The following is a 22837-nucleotide window of genomic DNA, read 5'->3' as shown; positions in this document are numbered from 1 at the left end:
GTGCGGCGATTGGTGACGTTGGTCTTCATGCTGGCCGCCCTGCTGGCGCTCGGCGCCGGCGGCTGGGCCCTGTGGTGGCTGCATCAGCCGCTGCGGCTGCCGGCGCCCACGGTGGAACTCTCGATCGAACCGGGCACGTTGCCGCGCGCTGTGGCGCAGTCGGTGGCGGACGCCGGCGTCGACGTCGACCCGCAACTGCTGTTCGCATGGTTCCGCTTGTCGGGGCAGGGGCGCGACATCAAGGCGGGCAGCTACGAGCTCGAACGCGGCGTCACCCCGCGCAGCCTGCTGGACAAGCTGGCCCGCGGCGAGGAGACGCTGCGTGCGCTGACGCTCGTGGAAGGCTGGACCTTCCGCCAGTTCCGCGCGGCGCTGCAGAAGGCCGAAGTCAAGCCGGAGACCAGGGACCTGTCCGACGCCGCCGTGATGGCCTTGCTCGGGCGGCCCGGCGTCCATCCGGAAGGCCGGTTCTTTCCCGACACCTACACCTATGCCAGGGGATCGACCGACGTCGCGGTGCTGCGCCGCGCGATGCGCGCCATGGACCGGCGGCTCGCCCAGGCCTGGGAGCAGCGCTCGCCGCAGGCGGCGGTGAAGACGCCCGACGAGGCGCTGATCCTGGCCAGCATCGTCGAGAAGGAGACCGGCAAGCCGGCCGACCGGCCGCTGATCTCGGCGGTCTTCAACAACCGGCTGCGCACCGGGATGCCGCTGCAGACCGATCCCACGGTGATCTACGGCATGGGTGCGTCGTTCGATGGCAACCTGCGAAAGAAGGACCTGCAGGCCGACACGCCGTGGAACACCTATACCCGCACCGGCCTGCCGCCGACGCCGATCGCGATGCCGGGCAAGGATTCGCTGCTCGCGGCCGTGCAGCCGCCGCCGAGCAAGGCGCTCTACTTCGTCGCGCGCGGCGACGGCACCAGCCAGTTCAGCAGCAGCCTGGACGAGCACAACCGCGCGGTGAACAAGTACCAGCGCGGGCAATGAAGGAAACACGCGCAGTGACACGGGGCCTGTTCATCACGTTCGAAGGCATCGACGGCGCCGGCAAGTCGAGCCACATCGAGGCGCTGGCGGAGGAATTCCGGCGCGCCGGCCGCGTCGTGACCCTCACCCGCGAGCCCGGCGGCACGCCGCTCGCGGAGCGCTTGCGCGCCCTGGCCCTGCACGAGCCGATGGACGCGCTCACCGAAGCCCTCCTGATGTTCGCGGCCCGCCGCGACCACCTGCTGCAGGTGATCGAGCCGGCGCTGGCGCGGGGCGAGGTCGTGCTGTGCGACCGCTTCACTGACGCGACGTTCGCCTACCAGGGCCATGGCCGCGGTTTCGACCTGGAGGTCCTGGCGCAACTCGAGCGGTGGGCGCAGGCGGTCCCGGCGCTCCCCGGTGGCCTGCGGCAGCCCGACCTGACGTTGTGGTTCGACCTCGCTCCCGAGATCGCGGCGCAGCGGCTGGCGGGCGCGCGCGTGCCCGACAAGTTCGAGGCGCAGCCGGTCGAATTCTTCCGTCGGGTGGCCGCGGGATATGCGGCGCGCCTGGAGGCGGATCGCGGCCGCTTTGCCCGGATCCGCGCCGACCAGGCCCGCGAGGCGGTCTGGCACGACCTGCTGCAGGCGCTGCGCGGGCGAGGGTGGCTGCAGTGAGCGGCGTCGCACCCTGGATCGCCGGCCAGGTGCGCCGGCTGCTGGCCCAGCGGGGCCACGCCTGGCTGCTGCATGGCCCTTCCGGGCTCGGCCAGTACGAGCTGGCGCTCGCGCTCGCGCGCGCCTGGCTGTGCGACGCCCCTGGGGCGGACGGCGCCTGCGGCCAGTGCCAGAGCTGCCACGCGATCGAAGTGCATGCCCATACCGACCTGTTCGTGCTGATGCCGGAAACGGTGATGCTGGAGCTGGGCTGGCCCCTCGACGAGAAGGCCCAGGCCGACATCGACGACAAGAAGCGCAAGCCCAGCAAGGACATCAGGATCGAATCGGTGCGGGACTCGGTCGAATTCGCCCAGCGCACCAGCGGGCGAGGGCGCGGCAAGGTGGTCCTCGTCTACCCGGCGCAGCGGATGAACGTCGCGTCGGCCAATGCCTTGCTCAAGACGCTGGAGGAGCCGCCCGGCGACGTGCGCTTCGCGCTGGCCACGGAGGCGGCGCACCAGCTGCTCCCGACCATCCGCAGCCGCTGCCTCGGGCACGCGATGGCCTGGCCAACCCCGGACGAAGCCGGCCGCTGGCTGGCTGGACAAGGCCTGGATGCTGCCGACGTGCCCGTGCTCCTGCGCGCCGCGGGCGGCCGGCCGCAGGAGGCGCTGCTGCTCGCCCAGGCCGGGCTGGACCGGCGTTCCTGGTCGCAACTGCCCAAGGCCCTGGCCGCAGGCGAGGCCGGCGTGCTGGCGGACTGGGCACCGGCGCGGGCCGTCGACGCGCTGCAGAAGCTCTGCCACGACCTGATGGCGCGGGCCGCCGGCGCGCCGCCGCGCTTCTTCGAGCCGGCGGACCTGCCGCCGGAGGCTGCGCTGGCCGCGCTGGGCGACTGGTCGCGCGAGCTGCTGCGCACGGCACGGACCGCCGAGCACCCGTTCAACGCGGGGCTGATGCTGGAAGCGCTTGTGAGCCGGGCCCGCCGGGCCCTACACTCGAGGCCTGAGCCTTCGCCATGAGCACTGCACACCACAGCCCGCGTCCCAGCGTCATCCAGCTCGCCATCAAGGAGAAGGCGGCGCTGTATGCCGCGTACATTCCCATGTTCGCGGACGGCGGCGTGTTCATCCCGACGACCAAGGAGTACAAGCTGGGCGACGACGTGTACGTGCTGCTGTCGCTGCCCGAGGACCCCCAGCGCTATCCGGTCGCCGGCAAGGTGGCGTGGGTGACGCCGGCGCGGGCCGCCGCCAACCGCACGCAAGGCGTCGGCGTACGTTTCCCGGCCGACGAGAAGTCGCGCGTGCTCAAGATCAAGATCGAGCAGATCCTGGGCACGCTCCTCGCTTCCGAGCGGCCCACCCAAACCATCTGATCCGCCTGTCCGGCCTCGTGCACGGGCGGCGCGCCGTCGCGTCCCATGTTCGTCGATTCGCATTGCCACCTCACCTTCCCTGAACTGCTGCCGCGGCTGCCCGAGATCCGGCAGGCCATGGCGCAGGCCCAGGTCGACCGCGCCCTGTGCATCTGCACCACGATCGAGGAGTTCGAGTCGGTCCACGCCCTGGCGCTGGCGTACGACAACTTCTGGGCGACGGTCGGCGTCCACCCGGACACCGAGGGACTCACCGAGCCGAGCGTGCAGGACCTGGTCGGCCTGTCTTCGCTGCCGAAGGTGGTGGCGATCGGCGAGACCGGCCTCGACTACTACCAGATGGACGAGCGCAAGGGCGGCCGCTCGGTGGCGGACCTGGAGTGGCAGCGCGAGCGCTTCCGCACCCACATCCGCGCGGCGCGCCAGGTACGCAAGCCGCTGGTCATCCACACGAGGGCTTCTTCGGCGGACACCATTGCGATCCTGAAGGAGGAGGGCGAGGACGGCGGCCCCGGTTGTGCCGGCGGCGTGTTCCACTGCTTTACTGAAACCGCCGAGGTGGCGCGGGCGGCCCTCGACCTCGGGTATTCGATCTCGTTTTCCGGCATCCTGACCTTCAAGAGCGCGCAGGAACTGCGCGACGTCGCCGCCTTCGTGCCGCTGGACCGCTTGCTGATCGAAACCGACAGCCCCTACCTCGCGCCGGTGCCGTACCGCGGCAAGATCAACACGCCCGCCTACGTGCCGTTCGTAGCGCAGCAACTGGCGCAGCTGCGCGGCATGGACGTCGCGGCCATTGCCCGCCATACCAGCGCCAATTTCGAACGCCTGTTCGGGCTGCGAGCAACATGACAGATCACATCAAGAAAATCGTTTATCTCATTGTCACGTTGGCGTTTTCCGTCAGTTTTGCCGGGTCGTATGACGATTTCTTCGTGGCCGTCAAGCGCGACGACGCGAACGCCGTGCGCACGCTGCTGGCGCGCGGTTTCGATCCGGACACACTCGATCCCAAGGGGCTGAGCGGCCTGTACCTGGCGATGCGCGAGCCGTCGCCCAAGGTGGCCGCCGCGTTGATCGAGTGGCCGAAAACGAATGTCGAGATCCGGACCCGCGACGACGAGAGTCCGCTCATGATGGCGGCGCTCAAGGGACACCTTGAACTGGCCCGCCAGCTGATCGGGCGCGGCGCGGACGTCAACAAGACCGGCTGGACCCCGCTGCATTACGCCGCGACCGGCGGCCACTTGGCGGTCATGGAGTTGCTCCTGGAGCACCATGCGTATATCGACGCGGAATCGCCCAACGGAACGACACCGCTCATGATGGCGGCACAGTATGGGTCGATCGATGCGGTCAAGCTCCTGCTGGCGGCCGGCGCGGACCCGCGCCTGAAGAACCAGCTGGGGCTGAGCGCCATCGACTTTGCCCACCGCGTCAACCGCGCCGACGCCGCCGAGCTGATCGCCGAAACCGTGCGGCGCGCGCAGCCAAAAGGCAAATGGTGACAACGGCTTGAAGCCGAAATCTCATGTGGCAAGACGGCACCGCCGGGCGCCGGCGGCGTTCTCGCATCAGTTCGGCGTGCAGCAGCTTTGACGGCTGGGGCTCACGCCCGGGGTCCAGAATCCGTAGTTCTACTTGATACGATGTATATTATGTCAACTAGCAATTATCACGAGCCAACCAGAGGTTGAACGCTCCAGCCAATCAGACACTTGGCGCACCCGCCCCGCCCTGGGCCGTCAAGCCCAGATGCTCTTGCGGCTGGAGCGCCGGCGCACCTTGCCGGCCAGCCACTCGCGATAACTGAGCGCGGCCGGCGCGGCGATTGCCGCGTCGATCCGGTGAATCGCGGCCCAGAGCGTGCCTGCGTCGCCGATGGCAAAGGCCGGCGTGACCGAAAGCGGCTTCGCGTCCGCCATTGCCAGGCCCAGGTCGCGGTCGTACACGCAGCGCCCGGCCTGGATGTGCCGGACGTCTTCGGCGCCAACCCCCCGGTCGGCGGCCCACTCGGCGAGTTCGGCCAGCCCGGAGGTCGGCTCGAGCTGCAGCCAGGTCGGCACCCCGGTCTCGCTGATGCCGAGAATGCCGAATGGATCGCCGATGACGAACCACTCCACGAAGGTGCTGGCCGCGAACCGCGCGAGGTCGTCCGCGACCCGCGGATCGCGCAGGATCGCCGACTGGCGCGGCGTCAGCGTCGCGGCCCAGATCTGGTGGAAGCGCGCATTGGGGCGAGCCATGAGCATCTGGATCGTGGCGGCCAGGTGGCCGGCGAGCCTGTCCGTCTGCTTGGCGATGAACTGGTCGATGAGGCCGCGATTGAAGGCCTGCGTGGCCAGGCCTTCGTCGAAGGCGCCTGTCAGCAGGATCCGGTGCCCGGGCCAGTCCACCAGTTCGTCGAGCGCCTGCAGGCCGGTCATTCCGGGCATCAACTGGTCGACGACGCAAACCTTGGTCAGCGAAAAACGCTCCGGCGTGGTGGCCCAGTACTCGAGGATCTGCGGCACCAGCGGGCTCCCGCGGTGCCACGCCTCGACGATCTTCTGCTGGTTCCAGAAATCCGCCTCCCAGCGCGGCGGCTCCTGCTGCAGGTAGTTCACGAAGGACTGGGGGCTGAGGAACGGCTCGAGGTTCCAGTGCCGCGGCAGGGACGCGACCAGCATCTCCAGATAGTCGGGGGCGTCGTCCAGCAGGGCGACCGAGCCCGGCCGGTGGTACAGCGACAGGCGCTGCGGTCCCGACCCGTCGCGGACCGGCGGCAACGTACCGTCATCCCGATGCCGCGAGGGTTTCGCGCGCGATGCGTCGGCGCCGACGTCCGGCACGCGGGAGGCGTGCAACTGTTCTCCGGCCCACCGCATGAGCGACTGGAAGGTCGGCCGCGCGATGGCGGCAGCGGCGCGGGCAGTCATCCGGCTACATTCCGATGGCTTTCAGGGTGATCTCGTCGACTTCGATGAAACACGCCACGGTGAGGACGGAGCCGATGCGCACCGGCGCGCCCAGACGGTGGATGTGCAGTCCAAGCCCTTTCATCATCCGCTCGATGGCCGCGGTGGTGACGGTGACGTACCTGGCAATGCCGTTCTCTTGCGCGAACCGCGCCGCTTCCGTCATGAGCGCGACCGACAGCTGGCCGAAGCCGATCTGGTGGTTGCCCGCGTTGTCCGCCCCGCTCACCCGGCCGGAGTCGATCGCGAAACGGCTCAGCTCCCAGACGTCGCCGGCGGCGGGCGCCGGCAGGCCGTGCAGCAGTTCCGGGAAGACGTCGCGCAGCATGTTGGGGCCGAGCGTCGGCAGCAGCCGCCAGCAGGCATCCACCTCCTCCTGCGCCGACTGCGCGACGATGTAGCGGGCGCTGTCGATGCCGTCGAAATCGTCGGTCTCGAGCCCGTCGTGCGTCTGCACGTCCCACCGCAGGCGGGTGAAGAACGTGTCGTAGCGCAGCCTGAACATCCCGATCCGAGCGCTGTCGGACATTTCCCTGAGCTGGTGGGTGGCGACAATATGATTCATGGCAACGTCCAAGTCGGGTCCTTGCGGGAATTGGACCCGGCACGACACTGCCTGCCCAGCTATCAACCTTGATAGGGTCGAGCACCCGGGGCGGCGGACGGACGAAGCTAGGCGCGGCGAGGCAGTGGCTTTTCATCCAGGATCATGCGCGACACGAACCCCGGCCATGGCAGGCTGGCGATCAGCGCCCACAGGAACGGCGCGGCCGACGCTTCCGGGACGTCATACCCCTTGGCATCGATCAGCCGGATGTTGGTGCGCGGCGGAATCACCATCACGGGACGGATGTCGCCGTCCTGCAGTTCCATCCAGTCCCAGCCGAGGGAGATGGGATACCCCTGCTCCACGCCCTGCCATTCCGTGATCCCCGCCACGCGTCCCGGCAGACGGAGGTGTCTCACCTCGTTGAGCACCGAAGCCTCCGCGATGGTGGCGGAATGTTGCAGCCGCAGTTCGGCGACCTTGCGCTGTGGAACGCGGCAGTAATAATCACGTGAATACATCTGCGGAAGGTACGCTGCGTGAGGACAGGCCGGTGGGCTCATGGTTCGGGGACCCTTTCGGAGCGCAGGCGCTCAGGTGGTGACACGTGCGTGACGCTGCTTCGCTGACACTGATCGCATCAATCGTCGAGGCGCCCGACGGCGACGAGCTGTTCCGCCGCGTCCAGAAGGCGGCCGTGAGCCTGGGCTTCGAGCGCGTCCTGGTGGGCGTGCAGATCCAGCTGCCCACGATGGAGCCGATCCAGCATGTCATGAGCGGCTGGCCCGACGAGTACCAGCAGTTGTACGCGGAGCGCAATTTCGTCTTCAGGGATCCGACGGTCGTGCACTGCCAGACACACAGCACGCCGATCGTGTGGTCTCCCGACATCTATTCCGAGCGCTCCTACGAAGTCATGGAGGAAGCGCGCCGGTTCGGACTCAATTCCGGGATCAGCGTTCCGGTCCACGAAAGCGCGCGCGTCAAGAGCATGATCAGCCTCGCGCGCGACCGGCGGGTCGACATCGACCGCCGCGAGACCGAACTGTTGCTTGCCGGCGGCAACGTGCTGGCGAGCTGTGCGCACGTCGCGACTTCCAAGCTGGTCATTCCCGCCCTGCTCGCGGAGGAACGTCCGAAGCTGACCCCGCGCGAGAGCGAAATCATGCAGTACGTGGCCCGCGGCAAGGGCTCCGAGGTGATCGGCGACATCCTCGGCCTGTCCAAGCCGACGATCGAGTTCCACGTCAAGAATGCATTGCGCAAGCTCGGGGTGGCGTCCCGCCTGCAGGGAGTGGCCCGCGCCGTCGCATTGGGACTGATTCATTGAACCGCGCATGGATGCAGTCTGCGCCTGGTCGCAGATGACGCGCTAGCTATCAACCTTCATAGCGTCCGCGGGGGACCAGGCGTGCGGTGGCGCCTCGGCCGCTACCCGCGCTCTGGACTGCAGCCTTTACCCTTCGCGGCGCTTGCGCAAGAAACAATTTCGGTCTATTCTTTCCACAGCAAGCCTAAAAAGCCGTGGAAAGCCCGACGCTCTCGCCACCCCACCCCCAGGCCGCCGCTGCGGTGCTGACCAAGGCGATGCTGCGGTCCGCCGCCGCGCTGGGGTTGACGAATGCCGCCCTGGCCCGCGCCGTGGGCCTGAGCGAGTCCACCGTGTCGCGCATGGCCTCGGGCACGAGGCAGCTGGACGTCGGCAGCAAGCCTGCCGAACTCGCCGCACTGGTGATCCGGGTCTACCGGTCGCTCGACGCCCTGGTGGGAAACAGCGACCGGCATCGCCGCCTGTGGATGGACTCCTACAACCGTGCCTTCAATGCGGCGCCGCGCGAGGCGATTGCCACGGCCGAAGGCCTGGCGCGAATCGTCGCCTACCTGGACGGCGCCCGCGCGTTGTCATGACCGGATCGCCGCCCTGGGGCGAGGACTGGTTCGGCACGGCGGCGCACGCCGGGCGCGAGCTCTGGCGCGGTGTCGAGGCGCAGCACCGGGTGGCCACGATGCGCCTGGTGGACAGCCTGCAGGACCTGGAACTGCTGGAACAGCTCCTCGAATCCAGCAAGCCGCCGCTACCGCGGGAGTCGCGCGGCCTGCACTACCTGCTGGCGACGCCGTTCCGCTACGCCGCGCCCTGGCCTTCCAGGTTCCGGTGGCCCCATGAGTCCGGCGCCTGGTACGGCGCCGACGAGCCCCGCACCGTGGCTGCGGAGCTGGCGTATTGGCGCTGGCGCTTCCTGCTCGATTCGGACGGCCTGGTGCAGGAACAGCTGGTGACGGAGTACACGTTCTTGCAGGCCCGCTTCGCCGGCCGGGAACTCGACCTGACCATGCCGCCGTGGGCGTCGCGCCGCCACCTCTGGCGCGACCCGCAGGACTACACGGCGTGCCATCGCCTCGCCCACCGCGTGCGGGGGGATGCGCGGCTCTCGATCGCGGCCCTGCGCTACGAGTCGGCGCGCCGGGAGTTTGCCGCCTGCGAAGTGGTGTTCAGCGCGGTGAACCTGACCCTGGCCGCGCCGAACGCGCAGCAAACCTGGGTCTGCAAGACGACGCGGGACCTGGTGCTGTTCACGCGCGAGCGCGAAGCGCTCGAATTCCGCCCTTAGCCGAGCGCTTCGCAGGCGAGCCGCAGGCGCCGCAGCCCCTCGTCCAGCCGCTCCATCGAGGTGGCGAACGAGATCCGGAAAAAGGGCGAAGCCCCGTACGCCTCGCCTTGCAGCAGCGCGAGGTTCTGGGCTTCGAGCAGGTACAGCACGAACTCGTTGTCGGTGCCGATCACCTGCCCGTCGGGCGTCTTCCTGCCGATCACGCCGGCGCAGGAGGGATAGACGTAGAAGGCGCCTTCCGGCAGGTGACAGCTGACGCCGGGGATCCGGTTGAGTTCCGCGACCACCTTGTCCCGGCGCTCCTGGAAGATGCGCGTGCGCTCGGCGATGAAATCCTGCGGCCCGTTCAGGGCTTCCTGCGCCGCAGCCTGGCTGATCGAGCTCGGGTTGGACGTGCTCTGCGACTGCAGCTTGGTCATCGCCTTGACCAGCGCTGCGGGGGCCCCGCCGTAGCCGATGCGCCAGCCAGTCATCGCGTACGCCTTGGACACCCCGTTGATCGTCAGCGTGCGCTCCTTCAGCGCCGGCTCCACCTGCGCGATCGTCGCAAATTCGCGGCCGTCGTACAGGATGTGCTCGTACATGTCGTCGCTCATCACCCATACCTGCGGGTGGCGCAGCAGCACGTCGGCCAGCCCGCGCAGCTCGTCCCGGGTGTAGGTGGCGCCGCTGGGATTGTTGGGGGCGTTCAGCACCAGCCAGCGCGTGCGCGGCGTGATGGCGCGCTCCAGGTCCTGCGGGCGCAACTTGAATCCGTCCTCGGGGCGGCAGGTGACGATCACCGGCTTGCCGTCGGCCAGCAGCGCGATGTCGGGATAGGACACCCAGTACGGCGCCGGCACGATCACCTCGTCGCCCGCCTCCAGCGTGCACATGAAGGCATTGAAGATGACCTGCTTGCCGCCGGTGCCGACGATGATCTCGCCGCTGCCGTAGTCCAGGCCGTTGTCGCGCCTGAACTTGGCGGCGATCGCGGCCTTGAGCTCCGGGGTGCCGCCGACATCGGTGTACTTCGTCTTCGATGCCGCCATCGCCCGCACGACCGCCTCGCAGACGTTCGGCGGCGTGTCGAAGTCGGGCTCGCCCGACGTGAGGCCCACGATGTCGCGGCCGGCGGCGCGCAGCTCGCGGGCACGCTGGCCCGCCATGGAACTCGGCGAGGGTTTGATGCGGTTCAGGCGGGCGGCAATCAGGCTCATGGCAGGGTCTTTCGAAAGTCAGGTGATCACGCCAGCGTGCGATGCCGGCGCAGGTAGGGAACCAGGCCACCCGCTTCGCGCATGGCCAGCATGAATGGCGGCAGCGGGTCGCACAGCACGCTGCGGGCAGGCTCGCCCGTCACCCGCAGTTGCGGTTGCGCGCCGGCGAGGTGGAGTTCCAGACGCTGGCCTTCGACGATGCCGCTCGTGTCGGCAACGATCGCCAGCAGGCCGTTGTTGATCGCATTGCGCCAGTACGTTCGCGAGAAACTCTTCGCGATGACGGCGCGAATTCCCGCGCCGAGCACCACGGTCACGGCCACCTCCATCGCCGAGCCGCAGCCGAAGTTGCTGCCGGCGACCAGGATGTCGCCCTCGACGACGCTCGCGGCAAAACCCGGATCGACGTCTTCCAGCAGGTACCGCCGCAGCACCTGCGGATCCAGGCTCTCCTTCTTGCGGGAGGAGGAAATCAGGTAGTCCGTGTTGACGTCGTCGCCGAGAACCCGCGCGCGGCCGGCCAGCACCAATGTGCTCATCATCGCCTCCTGGGATCCACGAGGCGGCCGTGCACGGCGGCGCTGGCGCAGGCGCGCGGCGACGCGAGGAAGATCTGCGCTTCGCGGTTGCCCATGCGCCCCTTGAAATTGCGGTTGGCGGTGGACACCACGTTCGTTCCCGCCGCGGGAATGGTCCCGCAGGTGCCGCAGCACGAACCGCAGCCCGGTGGTTGGATCTGCGCGCCCAGCGCCTCGAACTCGGCGAGGAGGCCGGTTGCCGCGAGTTGGTCGCGCACGGTGTCGGACGCCGGCGTCACGACCAGCCGCACGCCGGCCGCGACGCCGCCGCCCTCGCGCAACACTTCGAGTGCCTCCCGGAAGTCCTTGGTGCGGCCGCCCGTGCAGGTCCCGAGGTAGACCATGTCCACCCGGGTTTCGGGCGCCGCGGTCAGATCCACCACCTGGTCGACGCGGTGCGGCAGCGCCACCTGCGGGACCACGGCGGCCAGATCGAGGTCGACGACGCCGGCGTAGTCGGCGTCGGAGTCGGCAGCCATCGGTTCCCCCGTGCCGGCGTCACGCGCCGCCAGGTACGCCGCGGTGCACTCGTCGAACGGAAACAGGCCCGCCTTCGCGCCCATCTCCACCGACATGTTGGCCAGCACGATGCGGTCGTCCATGTCGAGCGCGGCCACCCCGGGTCCGGCGAACTCCAGCGCCATGTAGCTCGCCCCGTCGGCGCCGATGCGGCGCGCCAGGGCCAGCGCGACATCCTTGGCCGAGACACCGGGTGCGAGACGGCCGTGGAGCATGATCCTCAGCGTAGCGGGCACTTTCAGCCAGACCTGGCCGCACTGCAGCACCCCGGCAAAATCGGAAGATCCGATGCCGGTGCCGAAGGCGTTCAGCGCGCCGTACGAGACGGCATGGGAATCCGCGCCGACCACCAGGGCGCCGGGCCGGACCAGCCCGCGTTCGATCATCAGCTGGTGGCCGATGCCCTCTTCCACCTCGAACACCCGCACACCGTGCTCGCGGGCATACGCGCGGGCGCGGTCCTGCAGGGCCAGCGAACGCGCGCCTGACGTGGCGCCGTAATGGTCGAGGGCGAAGACCACCTGCCCGGGTTGGGCGGGCGGCGGCAAGGCAGCGTCATCGGGCTGCATCTGCCGCAGGTAGTCGAGCGCCATCGGAATGGAGCCGTCGGTGCCCATCGCCATCCCCGGCATGCAGATGGCGAGGTCACCGGCGCGCAGGTCGGCGCCGGACGCCCGCGACAGCAGCTTTTCGGCAATTGTCTTTCCTGGCCGTTGCACCGAACGACTCCCCTTCATCAGGCGAGCGGCCCGTTGCGGGCCGCGTCGGTTCAGTTCAGCGTGATGTTGGCGGCCTTGACGACCTTGCCCCACTTGTCGCTCTCGGTCCGGATGTGCTTCGAGAACACCTCCGGCGCGCCGCCCACCGGCTCGACGCCGAGGCCGGCGAACTTCTTCTTCACATCGTCCATCTTGAGGACCCGGTCGATGGCGGCGTTGAGCTTGGCGATGACCGGCTTGGGCGTGGCGGCCGGAGCGACGATGCCGCTCCAGGAGAGCGACTCGTAGCCCTTGACGCCGGCTTCGTCCACGGTCGGCACGTCGGGCAGGCCCGGCATCCGCTTCGTGCTCGTCACCGCCAGGGCGCGCAGCTTGCCGCCCTGGATGAAGCCCATCGAGGAAGGCGCGTTGTCGAACAGCATGGTCACCTGGCCCGAGACCACGTCGGTCAGGGCCTGCGAACTGCCCTTGTACGGAACGTGCATGATGTCGGCACCCGACAGCACCTTGAACAGTTCGCCGGAGAGGTGGGTGGAACTGCCGGCACCGGACGAGGCGAAACTCAGGATGCCGGGCTTGGACTTGGCGGCCGCCAGCAACTCACCGACGTTCTTGTACGGCTGCTGCTGGTTGACCACCAGGATGTTGGTGATGAGCGAGGTGTAGCTGACCGGCGCGAAGTCCTTCGCCGCGTCGTAGCTCATGTTCTTGTACAGGTAGGAATTGATGGCCAGGACGCCGGTCGTTCCCATCAGCAGCGTGTAGCCGTCCGCGGGCGCCTTCGCCACGGAGTCGGCGCCGATGTTGCCGCCGGCGCCGGCCTTGTTGTCGACCACGAAGGGCTGCTTCAGCTCGATCGCCAGCTTCTCGGCGAGGATCCGCGCGACCACGTCGGTGGAGCCGCCGGGCGCGAACGGCACGACGATGCGCACGGGCTTGTTCGGATAGTCGTCCTGCGCATGGGCAACGCTGCCGCCGACGACCGTCAGGCACGCGACAGCGGTGGAGATGGCTTGCTTCCAGACCTTCATAGAAGAACCTCAAAAAGTGGTGTGCACCCGGCGCCGACGCGGCGCTCGTCGAAGTGGCGACTCGACAGTGTAGGGAGCGGTTGCGGCCTGCACAAACAAATAAATAGGGTCGATTATTCGCATCAAGCGATAAGATCGGCGCGTCGCTTTCGGAGGAAATCCATGGACAGGACCGTCACGATCCGCCACCTGCGCTGCTTCCTGGCGGTCGCCGATTCCGGGTCGTTCACCGTGGCCTCCAACCGCATGTTCCTCACGCAGTCATCGCTCACCGCGACGATCCAGCAGTTCGAGGAGGCGATCGGCCTGAAGCTGTTCGACCGCACGACGCGCCGCGTGGTCATGACCGAGGACGCGCGCCGCTTCCACGCCGAGGCCGAGAAGATCATCAAGGAATTCGACGCGGCCATCGGCGACCTGAAGGCCCTCGCGCAAAGCCAGCAAGGTCACATCCGCATCGCGGCCGCCGCGTCCATCATCTACCAGTTCCTCACGCGGGCGATCCCGGTCTTTCGCGAGTCCTACCCCAACGTCACGATCTCGCTGCGCGACGCGGGATCGGAGCAGGTGGAGCGCATGCTGCTCAATGGCGACCTGGATTTCGCCATCACCAGCCGGCACAAGGGATACCCCGACCTCGACTACACGCCGCTCATCGAGGACCGCTACGGGGTGCTGTGCATGCCGCAATACCGCCTGGGGCAGTCGGCAACGCCGCTGCGCTGGGCGGACCTGCCGCCGCAGGACTACGTCGCGTTCAGCGCGGACACCGGCATCGGCAGCTTCCTGGCGGCCAATGCGTCGTTCTCGCCATTGTTCGCGGCGCCCCACGACGAGGTGTCGAGCACCACCTCGCTCTACCCGGTGCTGGGCCTGGGCGACCGTTACTCGATCGTGCCGGCGCTCGCGGCGCGCGCCGAGGACTTCCCGCAGCTCAGGTTCCGCGAACTCACCGGCCCAGTGCTCACACGCAAGATCTGCCTGATCACCCGTCGGCTGCGCTCGCTTTCCCCGAGCGCCCGCCGGATCATGGACATCCTGCTGGAGACGTTCCACAGCACGCCGTTGCCGCCGGGTGTTGCCCTCACTCGCGAGTGACGGCGCGGCGCCGCCGTGGCGGCACCGCGCTTGTGGTCAGTCGACCTTGATGTTGCCTTCGCGGACGACCTGGCCCCACTTCCTCGACTCGGAGCGCATCAGGTCGCCCAGGCGCTCGGGCGCGCCGCCTGTGACCTCGAAGCCCATCGTGGTCAGCTTGGCGCGCACCTCCTTGTCCTGCAGCGCCTCGTCCAATGCCTTGTTCAGCTTGGCGACGACCGGTTTCGGCGTACCGGCAGGCGCCAGGAAGCCGTACCAGCCGACCAGCTCGTAGCCCGGCACGGCGGCTTCCGCCACGGTGGGCAGTTCCGGCATCAGCGGCGAACGCTGCGGCGTGGTGATCGCCAGGGCGCGCAGCCGCCCGTCCTTCACCAGGGGCCAGGACTCCGGCAGGATCGCGAACATCACCGAAGTCTGGCCGCCGGCGAGGTCGGTCAACGCCGGCGCCCCGCCCTTGTACGGCACATGCGTCATCTTGATGCCGGCCATCTTCTTGTACATCTCCGCGCCCAGATGCGCCGGCGTGCCGTTGCCGGACGAAGCGTAGTTCAGGGCGCCGTCCTTGGCCTTGGCGTATTCGTTGAGTTCCTTCAACGTCTTCACCGGGACCGAGCTGTTGACCACCACCAGGCTGGGCAGCGTCGTCGCCAGGATCAGCGGCGCGAAGTCCTTTTGCGGGTCGTAGGTGAGGTTCGGGTACAGGTGCGGATTCACGGCCAGTGCCGTGGAGGTGCCGAGGAACAGCGTGTAACCGTCCGGCGGCGACTTGGCCGCGTAATGGGCGCCCAGATTGCCGCTCGCGCCAGCGCGGTTCTCCACCACGACCGGCTGGCCCAGCCTGGCGGAAATCTTCTGCGCCATCATCCGCCCGAGCACGTCGGTCGAGCCGCCCGGCGGGTACGGCACCACGATCTTGATCGGCTTCTGCGGGAAATCCGCGGCAGTGTCGGCCGTCTGCGCGCTCGCGACGCCGACGGCCATCATCATCACGGCCGGCGCCGCCAGCATCCAACCCGTTTTCCTCATGCCTGTCTCCTCAATCAACTGCGACGGTGAACGAACAGAGCGCAGCGAGGGATTGCCGTCTTCCCTCGCCCACTCGACATCTGGTCAGCCAATGTAGCCCTGCACCCGATCCTGTTCACGCAGGGATTCCGAGCGTTGCGCCGCGGGGCCGTAGCCGCCGCCGCCGGGCGTGCGCAGGATCACCTCGTCGCCGGCGGCCAGCACCTGCGGCCGCCGGCTGTCGATGGCGACGCCGTTGATCAGCACCTCGCCGCAGGCACCCGCCTCGCCGCCCGCCAGGCCCGGGGCGGGAACCCGCAGGCGCTCGGTCAGGAAGACGATCGACAGCGGGCCGGTGTGGCGGCTCACGAAGCAGATTTCCTCGCCCAGCCCGCCGCGCAAGCGGCCTCGGCCGCCGGAGCCGGGGCGAAGCCGCTTGAAGCGGAAGAACAACGGCGAGTCGCGCTCGGCCACTTCGACGGGGGTCGGGGAAATGTTGCTGGGCCAGGACATCGCCGAGGAGCCATCCTTGCCCGCGGTCGCGCCCATGCCGCCGTTGTAGAACAGCACCGTGGTGAATGGCTTGCCATCCGCCCGCATGCCGCTCAGGTTGGCGATCCACAGCGGCGAGCCGGCCCCGGCCATCACGCGGTCCGGCAGCACCGACTGCAGCGCGCCGAAGATCACCACGGGCACGTAGTGGCCGGTGCAGGCGCGCCCGCCGACCGGCGCCGGCTGCGTCGGATTGACGATCGTGCCTTCGGGCGCGACGACGCGGATCGGACGGAACAGGCCGTCGTTGTTCGGCAGGTCCGGCAGCAGCAGGCACTTGATCGCGTACGAGGTCATCGCGTACGTGTAGGCCATCACACAGTTGATGGCGCGCGGCTGCTGCGGCGAGGTGCCGGCAAAGTCGCACTCGATCTCGCTGCCGCGGATCGTCACGGCCACGGCGAACCGGAAGCGCTCCTCGAAGCCGTCGGTCTGCATTTCGTAGTGGTACACGCCGTCCGGCAGCCGGTCGATCGCCTGCCGCATCGCGCGCTCGCCGCGCTCGAACAAGGCATGCGCCAGGTGATCGATGCCGTCAAGGGCGTACTCGCGCAGCACGTCGCCGAGCCGGCTGGCGATGAGTTCCACCGCCCCCACCTGCGACCAGATGTCGCCCACGGTCTGCTCCGGGGTGCGAACGTTGGTGCGGATCAGCGACAGCAGCGTTTCGTCGGCGCGGCCCTCGCGCAGCAGGTACATCAGCGGGATGTGGAAGCCCTCCTCGAACAGCTCGCGCGCATCGACCGAGCGGATCTTGCCGCCGATGTCGGGGACATGGGCCGCCGTCGCCGCGAATCCGACCAGGCGCGCGCCCGCGAAGACCGGCTTGACGAGGCAGATGTCGTTGAGATGGCCAGTGCCGATCCAGGGGTTGTTGGTGATGAACACGTCGCCCGGTCGCATCCGGTCGGCGCCGATCTGCGCCAGTGCGTGCCGCACGGTGCGCGGCAGGGTGCCGATGAAGGACGGGATGCTGCCGCTGTTTTCGGCGAGGGCGCGGCCGGCCGTGTCGGTGACCACCACGGCGAAGTCGTTCGCCTCGGTCGACAGCGTCGAGAACGAGGTGCGCACGATCAGCTTGGCGGCCTCGTCGGCGATGGAACGCACGCGCGTCCAGAACACTTCCAGGAAGATGGGATCGGCGGCCAGGCGCGCGCCGTCTTGGGGGGTGCTGCTCATGTCAGTCCTCGATCTCGATCACCAAATTGCCGCTGGCCAGTTGCCTCACGTGCCCCTTCGGTCCGACGACCAGGGTGGAACCCGGGTCCTCGATCAGCAGCGGCCCCGCTTGCGCGAAGCCGGCGCCAACCGCCGAGCGCTCGTATACCGGCGTCGGCAGGAAGTCCTCCGCCTCCCGGAAATACACGCGGCGGACTTCCTTCGGCCTTGCCTGCGCCCCGGCCGGCAGGGCTTGCGCGACGAACTGCCGGCGCGGCGGCGCTTCCCCGGCCACCCGCAGGTTCACCAGTTCCACCGGCACGTCGGGCGGCGTGCGCCCGAACTTCTCCCGGTAGACCGATTCGAACGCGCTCGCCAGCGCCGCGCGAACGTCCGGCCCGGACGCGGCCCTCGCGCCGGCATACGGCCCGTCCGGCAGCCGCACCGAAAGGTTGAACCCCTGGCCGACGAAACGGCCGTCCGCCTGGCGTGCGAGGACGATGGGACCGAAGGTCTCCTCCAGTTGCTCCAGGGATCCGCGTGCCTCGCGTTCGAGTTCTGAGAACGCCTGCTCCAGCGTCTCCAGCGAATCGGCAGCCGGGCGGAAGCTCATGGTGCGCGACCGGTCGGCCCGCGCCGGGGCCACCAGCAGCCCGTAGGCGGACGCCACCCCCGCGGCCGGCGGGCACACGATGGTCTTCACGCCGATCTTCTGCGCCACGTAATACGAATGGACCGGGCCGCCGCCGCCGGTGCACAGCAGGACGAAGTCGCGCGGATCGCGCCCGCGCTCGGCCACGTGCACCCGCGCGGCGCCGGCCATGTTTTCCGCGACGATGTCGTGCATGCCCCAGGCCACGTCGACGATCTCCCGGCCGAGCGGTCGGGCGATGCCGCCGATCGCTTCACTGGCCTTGCCGACGTCGATCGACATGGTGCCGCCGGCGAAGTAACCCGGGTTGAGGTAGCCGAGCACCAGGTTGGCATCGGTCACCGTCGGCTCGCGCCCGCCAAGCCCGTAGCACGCGGGACCCGGCTCGGAACCGGCGCTGCGGGGGCCCACCTTGAGCAACCCCAGCTGGTCCTGATGGGCGATGCTGCCGCCGCCGGCGCCGATCTCGATCAGGTCGACGGTCGTGATGCGGATCGGCAGGCCGCTGCCCTCGGCAAAGCGCTTGCGGCGCGCAGCCTCGAAGCCGAACGCGATCGCGGGCTGCCCCTCCTCGATGAGGCTCAGCTTGGCCGTCGTGCCGCCCATGTCGAACGCCAGCAGGTCGGCATTGTCGTCGCGCAGGCCGTAGTGCGCAGCCGAGATGGCGCCGGCCGCAGGGCCCGATTCGAGCAGTTCGATCGGCGTGCGCCGCGCCTCCGAGATATGGCACAGGCCGCCGTTGGAAAGCATCATCAGGACGCCGCTCTGCAGGCCCAGGGCAGCCAGCCGCGCTTCCAGCGCGCTGAGATAGCGGTTGGCAAGCGGCTTGATGTAGGCGTTCGCCGAGGTGGTGGAGATCCGCTCGAACTCGCGAATCACCGGTGCCACTTCGCACGACAACGTGATCTCCAGCGCCGGGTAATCGGCGCGGATCCAGTCGGCCACCTGGCGTTCGTGCCGCCCGCAGGTGTATGAATGCAAGAGACAGACGGCCAGCGACTCCACGCCCCGTTCCACCAGCGCGGCGACGGCCGCGCGCACGTCCTCGCGCGCGACCGGCTCGAGTTCCTCGCCGCGTGCGTCCAGGCGGCCGGCGATCTCGCCACGCAGGTTCCGCGGGACCAGCGCCGGTGCCCGTTCCAGGGCCAGGTCGTAGAGGTCGTACTTGCGCTCGTGGCCGATCTCGATCACGTCCTTGAACCCCTGGTTCACCAGCAGTCCGGTGCAGGCGCCGCGGCGTTCGATCAGTGCATTGGTGAAGAGCGTCGTTGCGTGCACCACGCGGCGCACCTCGCGCGGCAGGATGCCGCACTGCTGGATCAGCCGCTCCAACCCATGGGCGACTCCCTCCGCCGGATCGCCGTGGGTCGTCAGCACCTTGAGGCTGTGCAGCCGGCCGGCGGCGTAATCCAGCGCCACCACGTCGGTGAACGTGCCGCCAATGTCGATTCCTATGGCCCAGGCTGTCACGAAAATCCCTTCTTCATACCGGCTCCAGGTCGGCAGCGGGCGCCTCCTGTGTGTGTCCCTGCGGCGCTGCCGTTGAGGGAGCCAGAATAGGGGGAGACATTGTTTCGAACAAATGAAAAGTTGAGATTGACTGTTCGTTCAAATCAATAAATAAAACCCCGCCGCGGCGGCGAGCGAAGTCGTGCCTCCTTGGCCTCGGAGCAAAAACGCGTTGATGAAAGTCAACCGAAGCCTGGCGCTGGAACGTATCCTCTCCACATCCCTTCGATCTCCCGCTGAAGTTCCTGACCATGCCGACCCGGGCCCGACTCCGCCGCTTTGCAGCCTGCGTGCTGCTGCTGTGGCTCTTCGGCCTCGCCAGCGGCGTGGTCAATGCGTGCGTGGTCGCGTCCGGGCTGCGGCATGCGGCCCACGCGGCCGCGGTCGAGGCGGCACGGGACCATGCCGCGCACGGTGCGGCTGCCGCAGGGGCGCTGTCGGGTCACGAGGGCCACGATGAGCAGCCGCCGTGCGAACGCCTGTGCGACGAGCCGGTGGCTCCGGCCCAGGCCGACAAGCAGCAGTCCTCGCCCTTGACGGGCTTCTGGCTGGCAGCGACGCCATTGGCGACGCCACCGCAGTGGCAAGCCGACACCAGGCGGGCACCGCTCCCGCGCACCGAGCCGGCTTCGCGCACGGCGATCCCGATCCCGATCGCTTACCTGCGACTCGCCTTGTAGCCAGACAGCGTTGCAGCAGGCCGCACCGTCGTGCGGCTGCGCCACGCGCTGGTTTGCGACGCGTGCCCCCGCGTCCGCATGCCAGCAGCAAACCGCCCCGTTTGTTTCTGGAAAGACGATGAAAAAGACTTTCTCTGGCCGGCCGTTCCCGCCGGCAGCCCGCCGGCAGGCCCGCGGCCTGTTGGCGGCGGCCCTGATCGGCGTCGGCACCTTGTCGGCCGCGGCCGCCGAGCTCGGCGCCGACGTTCAAGGCCTCCTCGACCACGCCCGCACGCAGAACCCCGAGCTCGCCCTGATGCGCGCCGAGGCCGAGGCGGCCGCCAGGCGGGTCGAGCCCGCCGCCGCCCTGCCCGACCCGCTGCTGCGCGTCGAGCTCATGAACGTGAACAACTACGGCAACGATGCCGGGTTCAACCTGCTGCCCAACAAGGTGGGCGAGACCCGGTACACCCTGATGCAGATGCTGCCCTGGTGGGGCAAGCGCGACCTGCGGCGCGACATCGCGACCGCCGACGTCCGGCAGGCACAGGCCCGCACCGCCGCCGCGTGGACCGAACTGTCGATGCGCATCCAGGCCGCGTATGCCCGCTACTACCTGGCCGCGGGCAACGAGCGCCTGACGCGCGAGATCCTCGACCTGATGAAGCGGGTCGAGCAGATCGCCCAGGCGCGTTACGCGGGCGGCCTGGTCGTCCAGCAGGATGCGATCCGCGCCCAGCTCGAACAGACCACCATGCGGGCCGAGCTGATCATGCTGGAAAGCGAAAAGCGGCAGCAGCGCGCGCGCCTGAACGCCCTGCTCGCGCGCGCGGCAGATGCGCCGCTGGCCGAGCCCCTGGCGCTGCGGCCGCTGCCGCCGCCCGGCGCACTCGATGCCGGCGCGCTGGCCGAGCGCGTGCGCGCCGCCAACCCACAGCTGATGGCCGAAGACGCGCGCCTGGCGAGCGCCGAGAAGAGCCGGGAGCTCACCCGCCGCAACCGCTACCCGGATTTTTCCGTCGGCCTGCAACCGACCCAGATGGGATCGCGGATCACCAGCTGGGGCGTCATGCTGGAGGTGAACATCCCGCTGCAGCAAGGCACCCGCCGCGCGCAGGAGGCCGAGGCGGAAGCGATGGTCGCCGCGGCACGTGCCCGCTCGCAGAACCTGGTCAACCAGCTGGTCGGCGAACTGGGCGAAACCGTGGCCATGCTCGACGCCGCCCGCCAGAGCGAGGCGCTCGCCAGCAACCAGACCCTGCCACAGAGCGACCTGAGCCTGCGCTCGGCCATCGCCGCCTACGAGAACGGACGGCTGGACTTCACCGCGCTCCTCGAAGCCCAGCGGCAGATCAGGAAGGCTCGCCAGGAGCAACTGAAGGCACAGGCCGACGCGCGGGTGCGCCTGGCTGAAATCGAACGAATCGTCGGAGAACCGCTGTGAAAGCAAGCAATGTGATCGTGACCCTCGTGGTCCTGGGCGCCGCCGGCGCCGGCGGGTACTGGCTGGGTGGCCAGAAGCATGGCGGGAGCGCGGGCACGGTGGCGGCGACGGCCCCGGCCGGCAGTGCCGCGGCCGCCGTGCCGCCGAAGGCGCGCAAGGTCCTCTATTACCGCAACCCGATGGGCCTGCCGGACACCTCCCCAACGCCGAAGAAGGACCAGATGGGGATGGACTACATCCCGGTCTACGAGGGTGAGGACGAGGGTGCCGGCAACGCGGGCGCGGCCGGCCAGATTCGCATCAGCACCGAGAAGATCCAGAAGCTGGGCGTGCGCACCGAGGCCGCCACCCTGCGCGCGCTGGGCCGCACCGTACGGGCGGCCGGCCGGGTCGAGCCCGACGAACGCCGCATCCACGTCATTTCGCCGAAGTTCGAAGGCTATGTCGAGCGGCTGCACGTCAACGTCACCGGCCAGCCGGTGGCCAAGGGACAGCCGCTGTTCGAGGTCTACAGCCCCGAACTGGTGTCCGCGCAACGCGAGTACGCCATCGCCGCGCAAGGCGTGCAGGCCATGGCCTCGGCCGCCAGCGAGGCGCAGTCAGGCATGAAGCAGCTGGCCGAGTCCAGCCTGGCGCGGCTGCGCAACTGGGACCTGTCCGCCGAGCAGGTGGCCGCGCTGGTCAAGACCGGCGAAGCGCGGCGCACGGTGACGTTCCGCTCGCCGGTGTCGGGCATCGTCACCGAAAAGAAGGCCGTGCAAGGCATGCGCTTCATGCCCGGGGAGATGCTGTACCAGGTCACGGACCTGTCCTCGGTCTGGGTGATCGCCGACGTGTTCGAGCAGGACATCGGCCTGGTGCGAAACGGGTCGCAGGCCACGGTCCAGATCAACGCCTATCCGGACAGGACGTTCCGCGGCCGCATCACCTACGTCTATCCGACGATGAAGGCGGACACGCGGACGGTGCCGGTGCGGGTCGAACTGGCGAATCCCGGCCACCTGCTCAAGCCGGCGATGTTCACCCAGGTGGAAGTGCAGGTCGGCGGCAAGACCCCGGTGATCGCGGTCCCGGATTCGGCCGTCATCGACAGCGGGACGCGGCAGATCGTGCTGGTGCAGGCCGGCGAAGGCCGGTTCGAGCCGCGAGAAATCAAGCTCGGCGCGCGCAGCGAGAACTACGTCGAAGTACGCAAAGGCGTGAAGGAAGGCGAGCGCGTGGTGGTCGCCGCCAACTTCCTGATCGATGCCGAAAGCAACCTGAAGGCCGCCATCGGCGGACTGGCGAGCGCCGCGCCGGCCGTGGCGTCCCCGGCACCTTCCGCCCAGGGCCCCGTTGGCCACCGGGGTGAAGGCTCGGTGGACAGCGTCGACCTCAGGAGCGGCACGGTCAGCCTGAACCATGGTGCCATCGCGTCGCTGAAGTGGCCCGCGATGACCATGGAATTCAAGGCGGCCAACCCGTCGCTGCTGAAGGACCTCAGGCCGGGCACGTCGGTGTCGTTCGAATTCGTCGAGCGCCAGCCGGGCGAATGGGTCGTCACCTCGATCGCGCCCGCGGCCGCGAAGAGCCGTCCCGCCCAGTAAAGC

23 protein-coding genes are annotated in these 22837 nt (G+C 68.9%); 13 read left to right on the top strand and 10 right to left on the bottom strand.

From position 1 onward, the window contains the following. The first annotated feature begins 27 nt into the window (after nt 1-27). From mltG to RAMLITH_RS02025, 6 genes are read left to right on the top strand one after another with little or no spacing between them, the layout of a single operon-like run. The gene (mltG, locus tag RAMLITH_RS02050) at nt 28-993 is read left to right on the top strand and encodes an endolytic transglycosylase MltG (protein ID WP_168106412.1); all 966 of its coding nucleotides are present in this window, start codon (nt 28-30) and stop codon (nt 991-993) included. Further along, nucleotides 990-1649, top strand: coding sequence for a dTMP kinase (tmk, locus tag RAMLITH_RS02045; protein ID WP_168105663.1), 660 nt, complete (start codon nt 990-992; stop codon nt 1647-1649). Before mltG ends, tmk begins: the two co-directional genes overlap by 4 nt. Next, complete coding sequence (locus RAMLITH_RS02040; protein ID WP_168105662.1) at nt 1646-2653, top strand: DNA polymerase III subunit delta'; 1008 nt, start codon at nt 1646-1648, stop codon at nt 2651-2653. The genes tmk and RAMLITH_RS02040 overlap by 4 nt, the downstream gene beginning before the upstream one ends. Continuing rightward, complete coding sequence (locus RAMLITH_RS02035; protein WP_168105661.1) at nt 2650-3009, top strand: PilZ domain-containing protein; 360 nt, start codon at nt 2650-2652, stop codon at nt 3007-3009. The genes RAMLITH_RS02040 and RAMLITH_RS02035 overlap by 4 nt, the downstream gene beginning before the upstream one ends. Before the next feature lie 45 nt (nt 3010-3054). Further along, on the top strand, nt 3055-3861 hold the full coding sequence (locus tag RAMLITH_RS02030; protein WP_168105660.1) for a TatD family hydrolase: 807 nt from the start codon (nt 3055-3057) through the stop codon (nt 3859-3861). Continuing rightward, nucleotides 3858-4517: an ankyrin repeat domain-containing protein gene (locus RAMLITH_RS02025; protein ID WP_168105659.1), complete on the top strand. Its 660-nt coding sequence runs from the start codon at nt 3858-3860 to the stop codon at nt 4515-4517. The genes RAMLITH_RS02030 and RAMLITH_RS02025 overlap by 4 nt, the downstream gene beginning before the upstream one ends. A gap of 237 nt (nt 4518-4754) precedes the next feature. Here the strand turns inward: RAMLITH_RS02025 and RAMLITH_RS02020 are convergent, their stop codons facing one another. The 3 genes from RAMLITH_RS02020 to RAMLITH_RS02010 all read right to left on the bottom strand — a co-directional run bounded on the left by RAMLITH_RS02020 (nt 4755) and on the right by RAMLITH_RS02010 (nt 7034). Continuing rightward, on the bottom strand, nt 4755-5927 hold the full coding sequence (locus tag RAMLITH_RS02020; RefSeq protein ID WP_168105658.1) for a response regulator: 1173 nt from the start codon (nt 5925-5927) through the stop codon (nt 4755-4757). A 4-nt stretch (nt 5928-5931) separates the two neighbouring features. Next, nucleotides 5932-6531: an acyl-homoserine-lactone synthase gene (locus RAMLITH_RS02015; RefSeq protein WP_168105657.1), complete on the bottom strand. Its 600-nt coding sequence runs from the start codon at nt 6529-6531 to the stop codon at nt 5932-5934. Nucleotides 6532-6638: 107 nt separating this feature from the next. Continuing rightward, nucleotides 6639-7034, bottom strand: a complete 396-nt coding sequence (locus tag RAMLITH_RS02010; RefSeq protein WP_168105656.1) for a DUF4902 domain-containing protein — start codon at nt 7032-7034, stop codon at nt 6639-6641. 86 nt (nt 7035-7120) lie between these two features. On the opposite strand from RAMLITH_RS02010, the gene RAMLITH_RS02005 reads away from it, so the two are divergent. From RAMLITH_RS02005 to RAMLITH_RS01995, 3 genes are all read left to right on the top strand, one after another. Further along, nucleotides 7121-7843, top strand: coding sequence for an autoinducer binding domain-containing protein (locus tag RAMLITH_RS02005; RefSeq protein ID WP_168105655.1), 723 nt, complete (start codon nt 7121-7123; stop codon nt 7841-7843). A gap of 194 nt (nt 7844-8037) precedes the next feature. Next, nucleotides 8038-8421 carry an antitoxin Xre-like helix-turn-helix domain-containing protein gene (locus RAMLITH_RS02000; protein ID WP_337786093.1) on the top strand — a complete coding sequence of 128 codons (384 nt, stop codon included), beginning with the start codon at nt 8038-8040 and terminating at the stop codon, nt 8419-8421. Further along, nucleotides 8418-9125, top strand: coding sequence for an RES family NAD+ phosphorylase (locus RAMLITH_RS01995; protein WP_168105654.1), 708 nt, complete (start codon nt 8418-8420; stop codon nt 9123-9125). Before RAMLITH_RS02000 ends, RAMLITH_RS01995 begins: the two co-directional genes overlap by 4 nt. Here the strand turns inward: RAMLITH_RS01995 and RAMLITH_RS01990 are convergent. From RAMLITH_RS01990 to RAMLITH_RS01975, 4 genes are read right to left on the bottom strand one after another with little or no spacing between them, the layout of a single operon-like run. Further along, on the bottom strand, nt 9122-10324 hold the full coding sequence (locus tag RAMLITH_RS01990) for a pyridoxal phosphate-dependent aminotransferase (RefSeq protein WP_168105653.1): 1203 nt from the start codon (nt 10322-10324) through the stop codon (nt 9122-9124). The two genes, RAMLITH_RS01995 and RAMLITH_RS01990, sit on opposite strands and share 4 nt — an antisense overlap. A gap of 26 nt (nt 10325-10350) precedes the next feature. After that, nucleotides 10351-10863: a LeuD/DmdB family oxidoreductase small subunit gene (locus tag RAMLITH_RS01985; RefSeq protein WP_168105652.1), complete on the bottom strand. Its 513-nt coding sequence runs from the start codon at nt 10861-10863 to the stop codon at nt 10351-10353. After that, nucleotides 10863-12140, bottom strand: a complete 1278-nt coding sequence (locus RAMLITH_RS01980) for a 3-isopropylmalate dehydratase large subunit (RefSeq protein WP_337786092.1) — start codon at nt 12138-12140, stop codon at nt 10863-10865. The genes RAMLITH_RS01985 and RAMLITH_RS01980 overlap by 1 nt, the downstream gene beginning before the upstream one ends. Before the next feature lie 50 nt (nt 12141-12190). Then, nucleotides 12191-13171: a Bug family tripartite tricarboxylate transporter substrate binding protein gene (locus tag RAMLITH_RS01975; protein ID WP_168105650.1), complete on the bottom strand. Its 981-nt coding sequence runs from the start codon at nt 13169-13171 to the stop codon at nt 12191-12193. A 162-nt stretch (nt 13172-13333) separates the two neighbouring features. Here RAMLITH_RS01975 and RAMLITH_RS01970 point away from each other — a divergent pair, with 162 nt between their 5' ends. Further along, a complete protein-coding gene (locus RAMLITH_RS01970) occupies nt 13334-14269 on the top strand; it encodes a LysR family transcriptional regulator (protein WP_168105649.1) in 936 nt (311 codons plus the stop codon). Between the two features lie 36 nt (nt 14270-14305). On the opposite strand, the gene RAMLITH_RS01965 is transcribed toward RAMLITH_RS01970, so the two are convergent. The 3 genes from RAMLITH_RS01965 to RAMLITH_RS01955 all read right to left on the bottom strand — a co-directional run bounded on the left by RAMLITH_RS01965 (nt 14306) and on the right by RAMLITH_RS01955 (nt 19106). Beyond that, nucleotides 14306-15295, bottom strand: coding sequence for a Bug family tripartite tricarboxylate transporter substrate binding protein (locus RAMLITH_RS01965; protein ID WP_168105648.1), 990 nt, complete (start codon nt 15293-15295; stop codon nt 14306-14308). Between the two features lie 84 nt (nt 15296-15379). Next, nucleotides 15380-17005 (bottom strand): hydantoinase B/oxoprolinase family protein, encoded by a 1626-nt coding sequence (locus tag RAMLITH_RS01960; protein WP_168105647.1) that lies wholly within the window; start codon nt 17003-17005, stop codon nt 15380-15382. A gap of 1 nt (nt 17006) precedes the next feature. After that, nucleotides 17007-19106, bottom strand: a complete 2100-nt coding sequence (locus RAMLITH_RS01955) for a hydantoinase/oxoprolinase family protein (protein ID WP_168105646.1) — start codon at nt 19104-19106, stop codon at nt 17007-17009. A 290-nt stretch (nt 19107-19396) separates the two neighbouring features. On the opposite strand from RAMLITH_RS01955, the gene RAMLITH_RS01950 reads away from it, so the two are divergent. The 3 genes from RAMLITH_RS01950 to RAMLITH_RS01940 all read left to right on the top strand — a co-directional run bounded on the left by RAMLITH_RS01950 (nt 19397) and on the right by RAMLITH_RS01940 (nt 22834). Further along, nucleotides 19397-19825: a hypothetical protein gene (locus RAMLITH_RS01950; protein WP_168105645.1), complete on the top strand. Its 429-nt coding sequence runs from the start codon at nt 19397-19399 to the stop codon at nt 19823-19825. Between the two features lie 118 nt (nt 19826-19943). Further along, nucleotides 19944-21248: a TolC family protein gene (locus tag RAMLITH_RS01945; protein ID WP_168105644.1), complete on the top strand. Its 1305-nt coding sequence runs from the start codon at nt 19944-19946 to the stop codon at nt 21246-21248. Further along, nucleotides 21245-22834 (top strand): efflux RND transporter periplasmic adaptor subunit, encoded by a 1590-nt coding sequence (locus RAMLITH_RS01940; protein ID WP_168105643.1) that lies wholly within the window; start codon nt 21245-21247, stop codon nt 22832-22834. The genes RAMLITH_RS01945 and RAMLITH_RS01940 overlap by 4 nt, the downstream gene beginning before the upstream one ends. The last annotated feature ends 3 nt before the right edge of the window (nt 22835-22837 follow it).

The sequence above is a fragment of the Ramlibacter lithotrophicus genome (genome assembly GCF_012184415.1).
Lineage (GTDB): Bacteria > Pseudomonadota > Gammaproteobacteria > Burkholderiales > Burkholderiaceae_C > Ramlibacter > Ramlibacter lithotrophicus.
Note: the sequence above shows the minus strand (reverse complement) of the source record. Positions and strands in the feature narration are given on the sequence as shown.

What these genes read in the sequence shown, in the direction of transcription:
- mltG (WP_168106412.1), top strand. Translation starts at nt 28, where the DNA reads ATGCTGGCCGCCCTGCTGGCGCTCGGCGCCGGCGGCTGGGCCCTGTGG.
- tmk (WP_168105663.1), top strand. Translation starts at nt 990, where the DNA reads ATGAAGGAAACACGCGCAGTGACACGGGGCCTGTTCATCACGTTCGAA.
- RAMLITH_RS02035 (WP_168105661.1), top strand. Translation starts at nt 2,650, where the DNA reads ATGAGCACTGCACACCACAGCCCGCGTCCCAGCGTCATCCAGCTCGCC.
- RAMLITH_RS02030 (WP_168105660.1), top strand. Translation starts at nt 3,055, where the DNA reads ATGTTCGTCGATTCGCATTGCCACCTCACCTTCCCTGAACTGCTGCCG.
- RAMLITH_RS02025 (WP_168105659.1), top strand. Translation starts at nt 3,858, where the DNA reads ATGACAGATCACATCAAGAAAATCGTTTATCTCATTGTCACGTTGGCG.
- RAMLITH_RS02020 (WP_168105658.1), bottom strand. Translation starts at nt 5,927, where the DNA reads ATGACTGCCCGCGCCGCTGCCGCCATCGCGCGGCCGACCTTCCAGTCG.
- RAMLITH_RS02015 (WP_168105657.1), bottom strand. Translation starts at nt 6,531, where the DNA reads ATGAATCATATTGTCGCCACCCACCAGCTCAGGGAAATGTCCGACAGC.
- RAMLITH_RS02010 (WP_168105656.1), bottom strand. Translation starts at nt 7,034, where the DNA reads ATGTATTCACGTGATTATTACTGCCGCGTTCCACAGCGCAAGGTCGCC.
- RAMLITH_RS01995 (WP_168105654.1), top strand. Translation starts at nt 8,418, where the DNA reads ATGACCGGATCGCCGCCCTGGGGCGAGGACTGGTTCGGCACGGCGGCG.
- RAMLITH_RS01990 (WP_168105653.1), bottom strand. Translation starts at nt 10,324, where the DNA reads ATGAGCCTGATTGCCGCCCGCCTGAACCGCATCAAACCCTCGCCGAGT.
- RAMLITH_RS01985 (WP_168105652.1), bottom strand. Translation starts at nt 10,863, where the DNA reads ATGAGCACATTGGTGCTGGCCGGCCGCGCGCGGGTTCTCGGCGACGAC.
- RAMLITH_RS01975 (WP_168105650.1), bottom strand. Translation starts at nt 13,171, where the DNA reads ATGAAGGTCTGGAAGCAAGCCATCTCCACCGCTGTCGCGTGCCTGACG.
- RAMLITH_RS01970 (WP_168105649.1), top strand. Translation starts at nt 13,334, where the DNA reads ATGGACAGGACCGTCACGATCCGCCACCTGCGCTGCTTCCTGGCGGTC.
- RAMLITH_RS01965 (WP_168105648.1), bottom strand. Translation starts at nt 15,295, where the DNA reads ATGAGGAAAACGGGTTGGATGCTGGCGGCGCCGGCCGTGATGATGATG.
- RAMLITH_RS01960 (WP_168105647.1), bottom strand. Translation starts at nt 17,005, where the DNA reads ATGAGCAGCACCCCCCAAGACGGCGCGCGCCTGGCCGCCGATCCCATC.
- RAMLITH_RS01950 (WP_168105645.1), top strand. Translation starts at nt 19,397, where the DNA reads ATGCCGACCCGGGCCCGACTCCGCCGCTTTGCAGCCTGCGTGCTGCTG.
- RAMLITH_RS01945 (WP_168105644.1), top strand. Translation starts at nt 19,944, where the DNA reads ATGAAAAAGACTTTCTCTGGCCGGCCGTTCCCGCCGGCAGCCCGCCGG.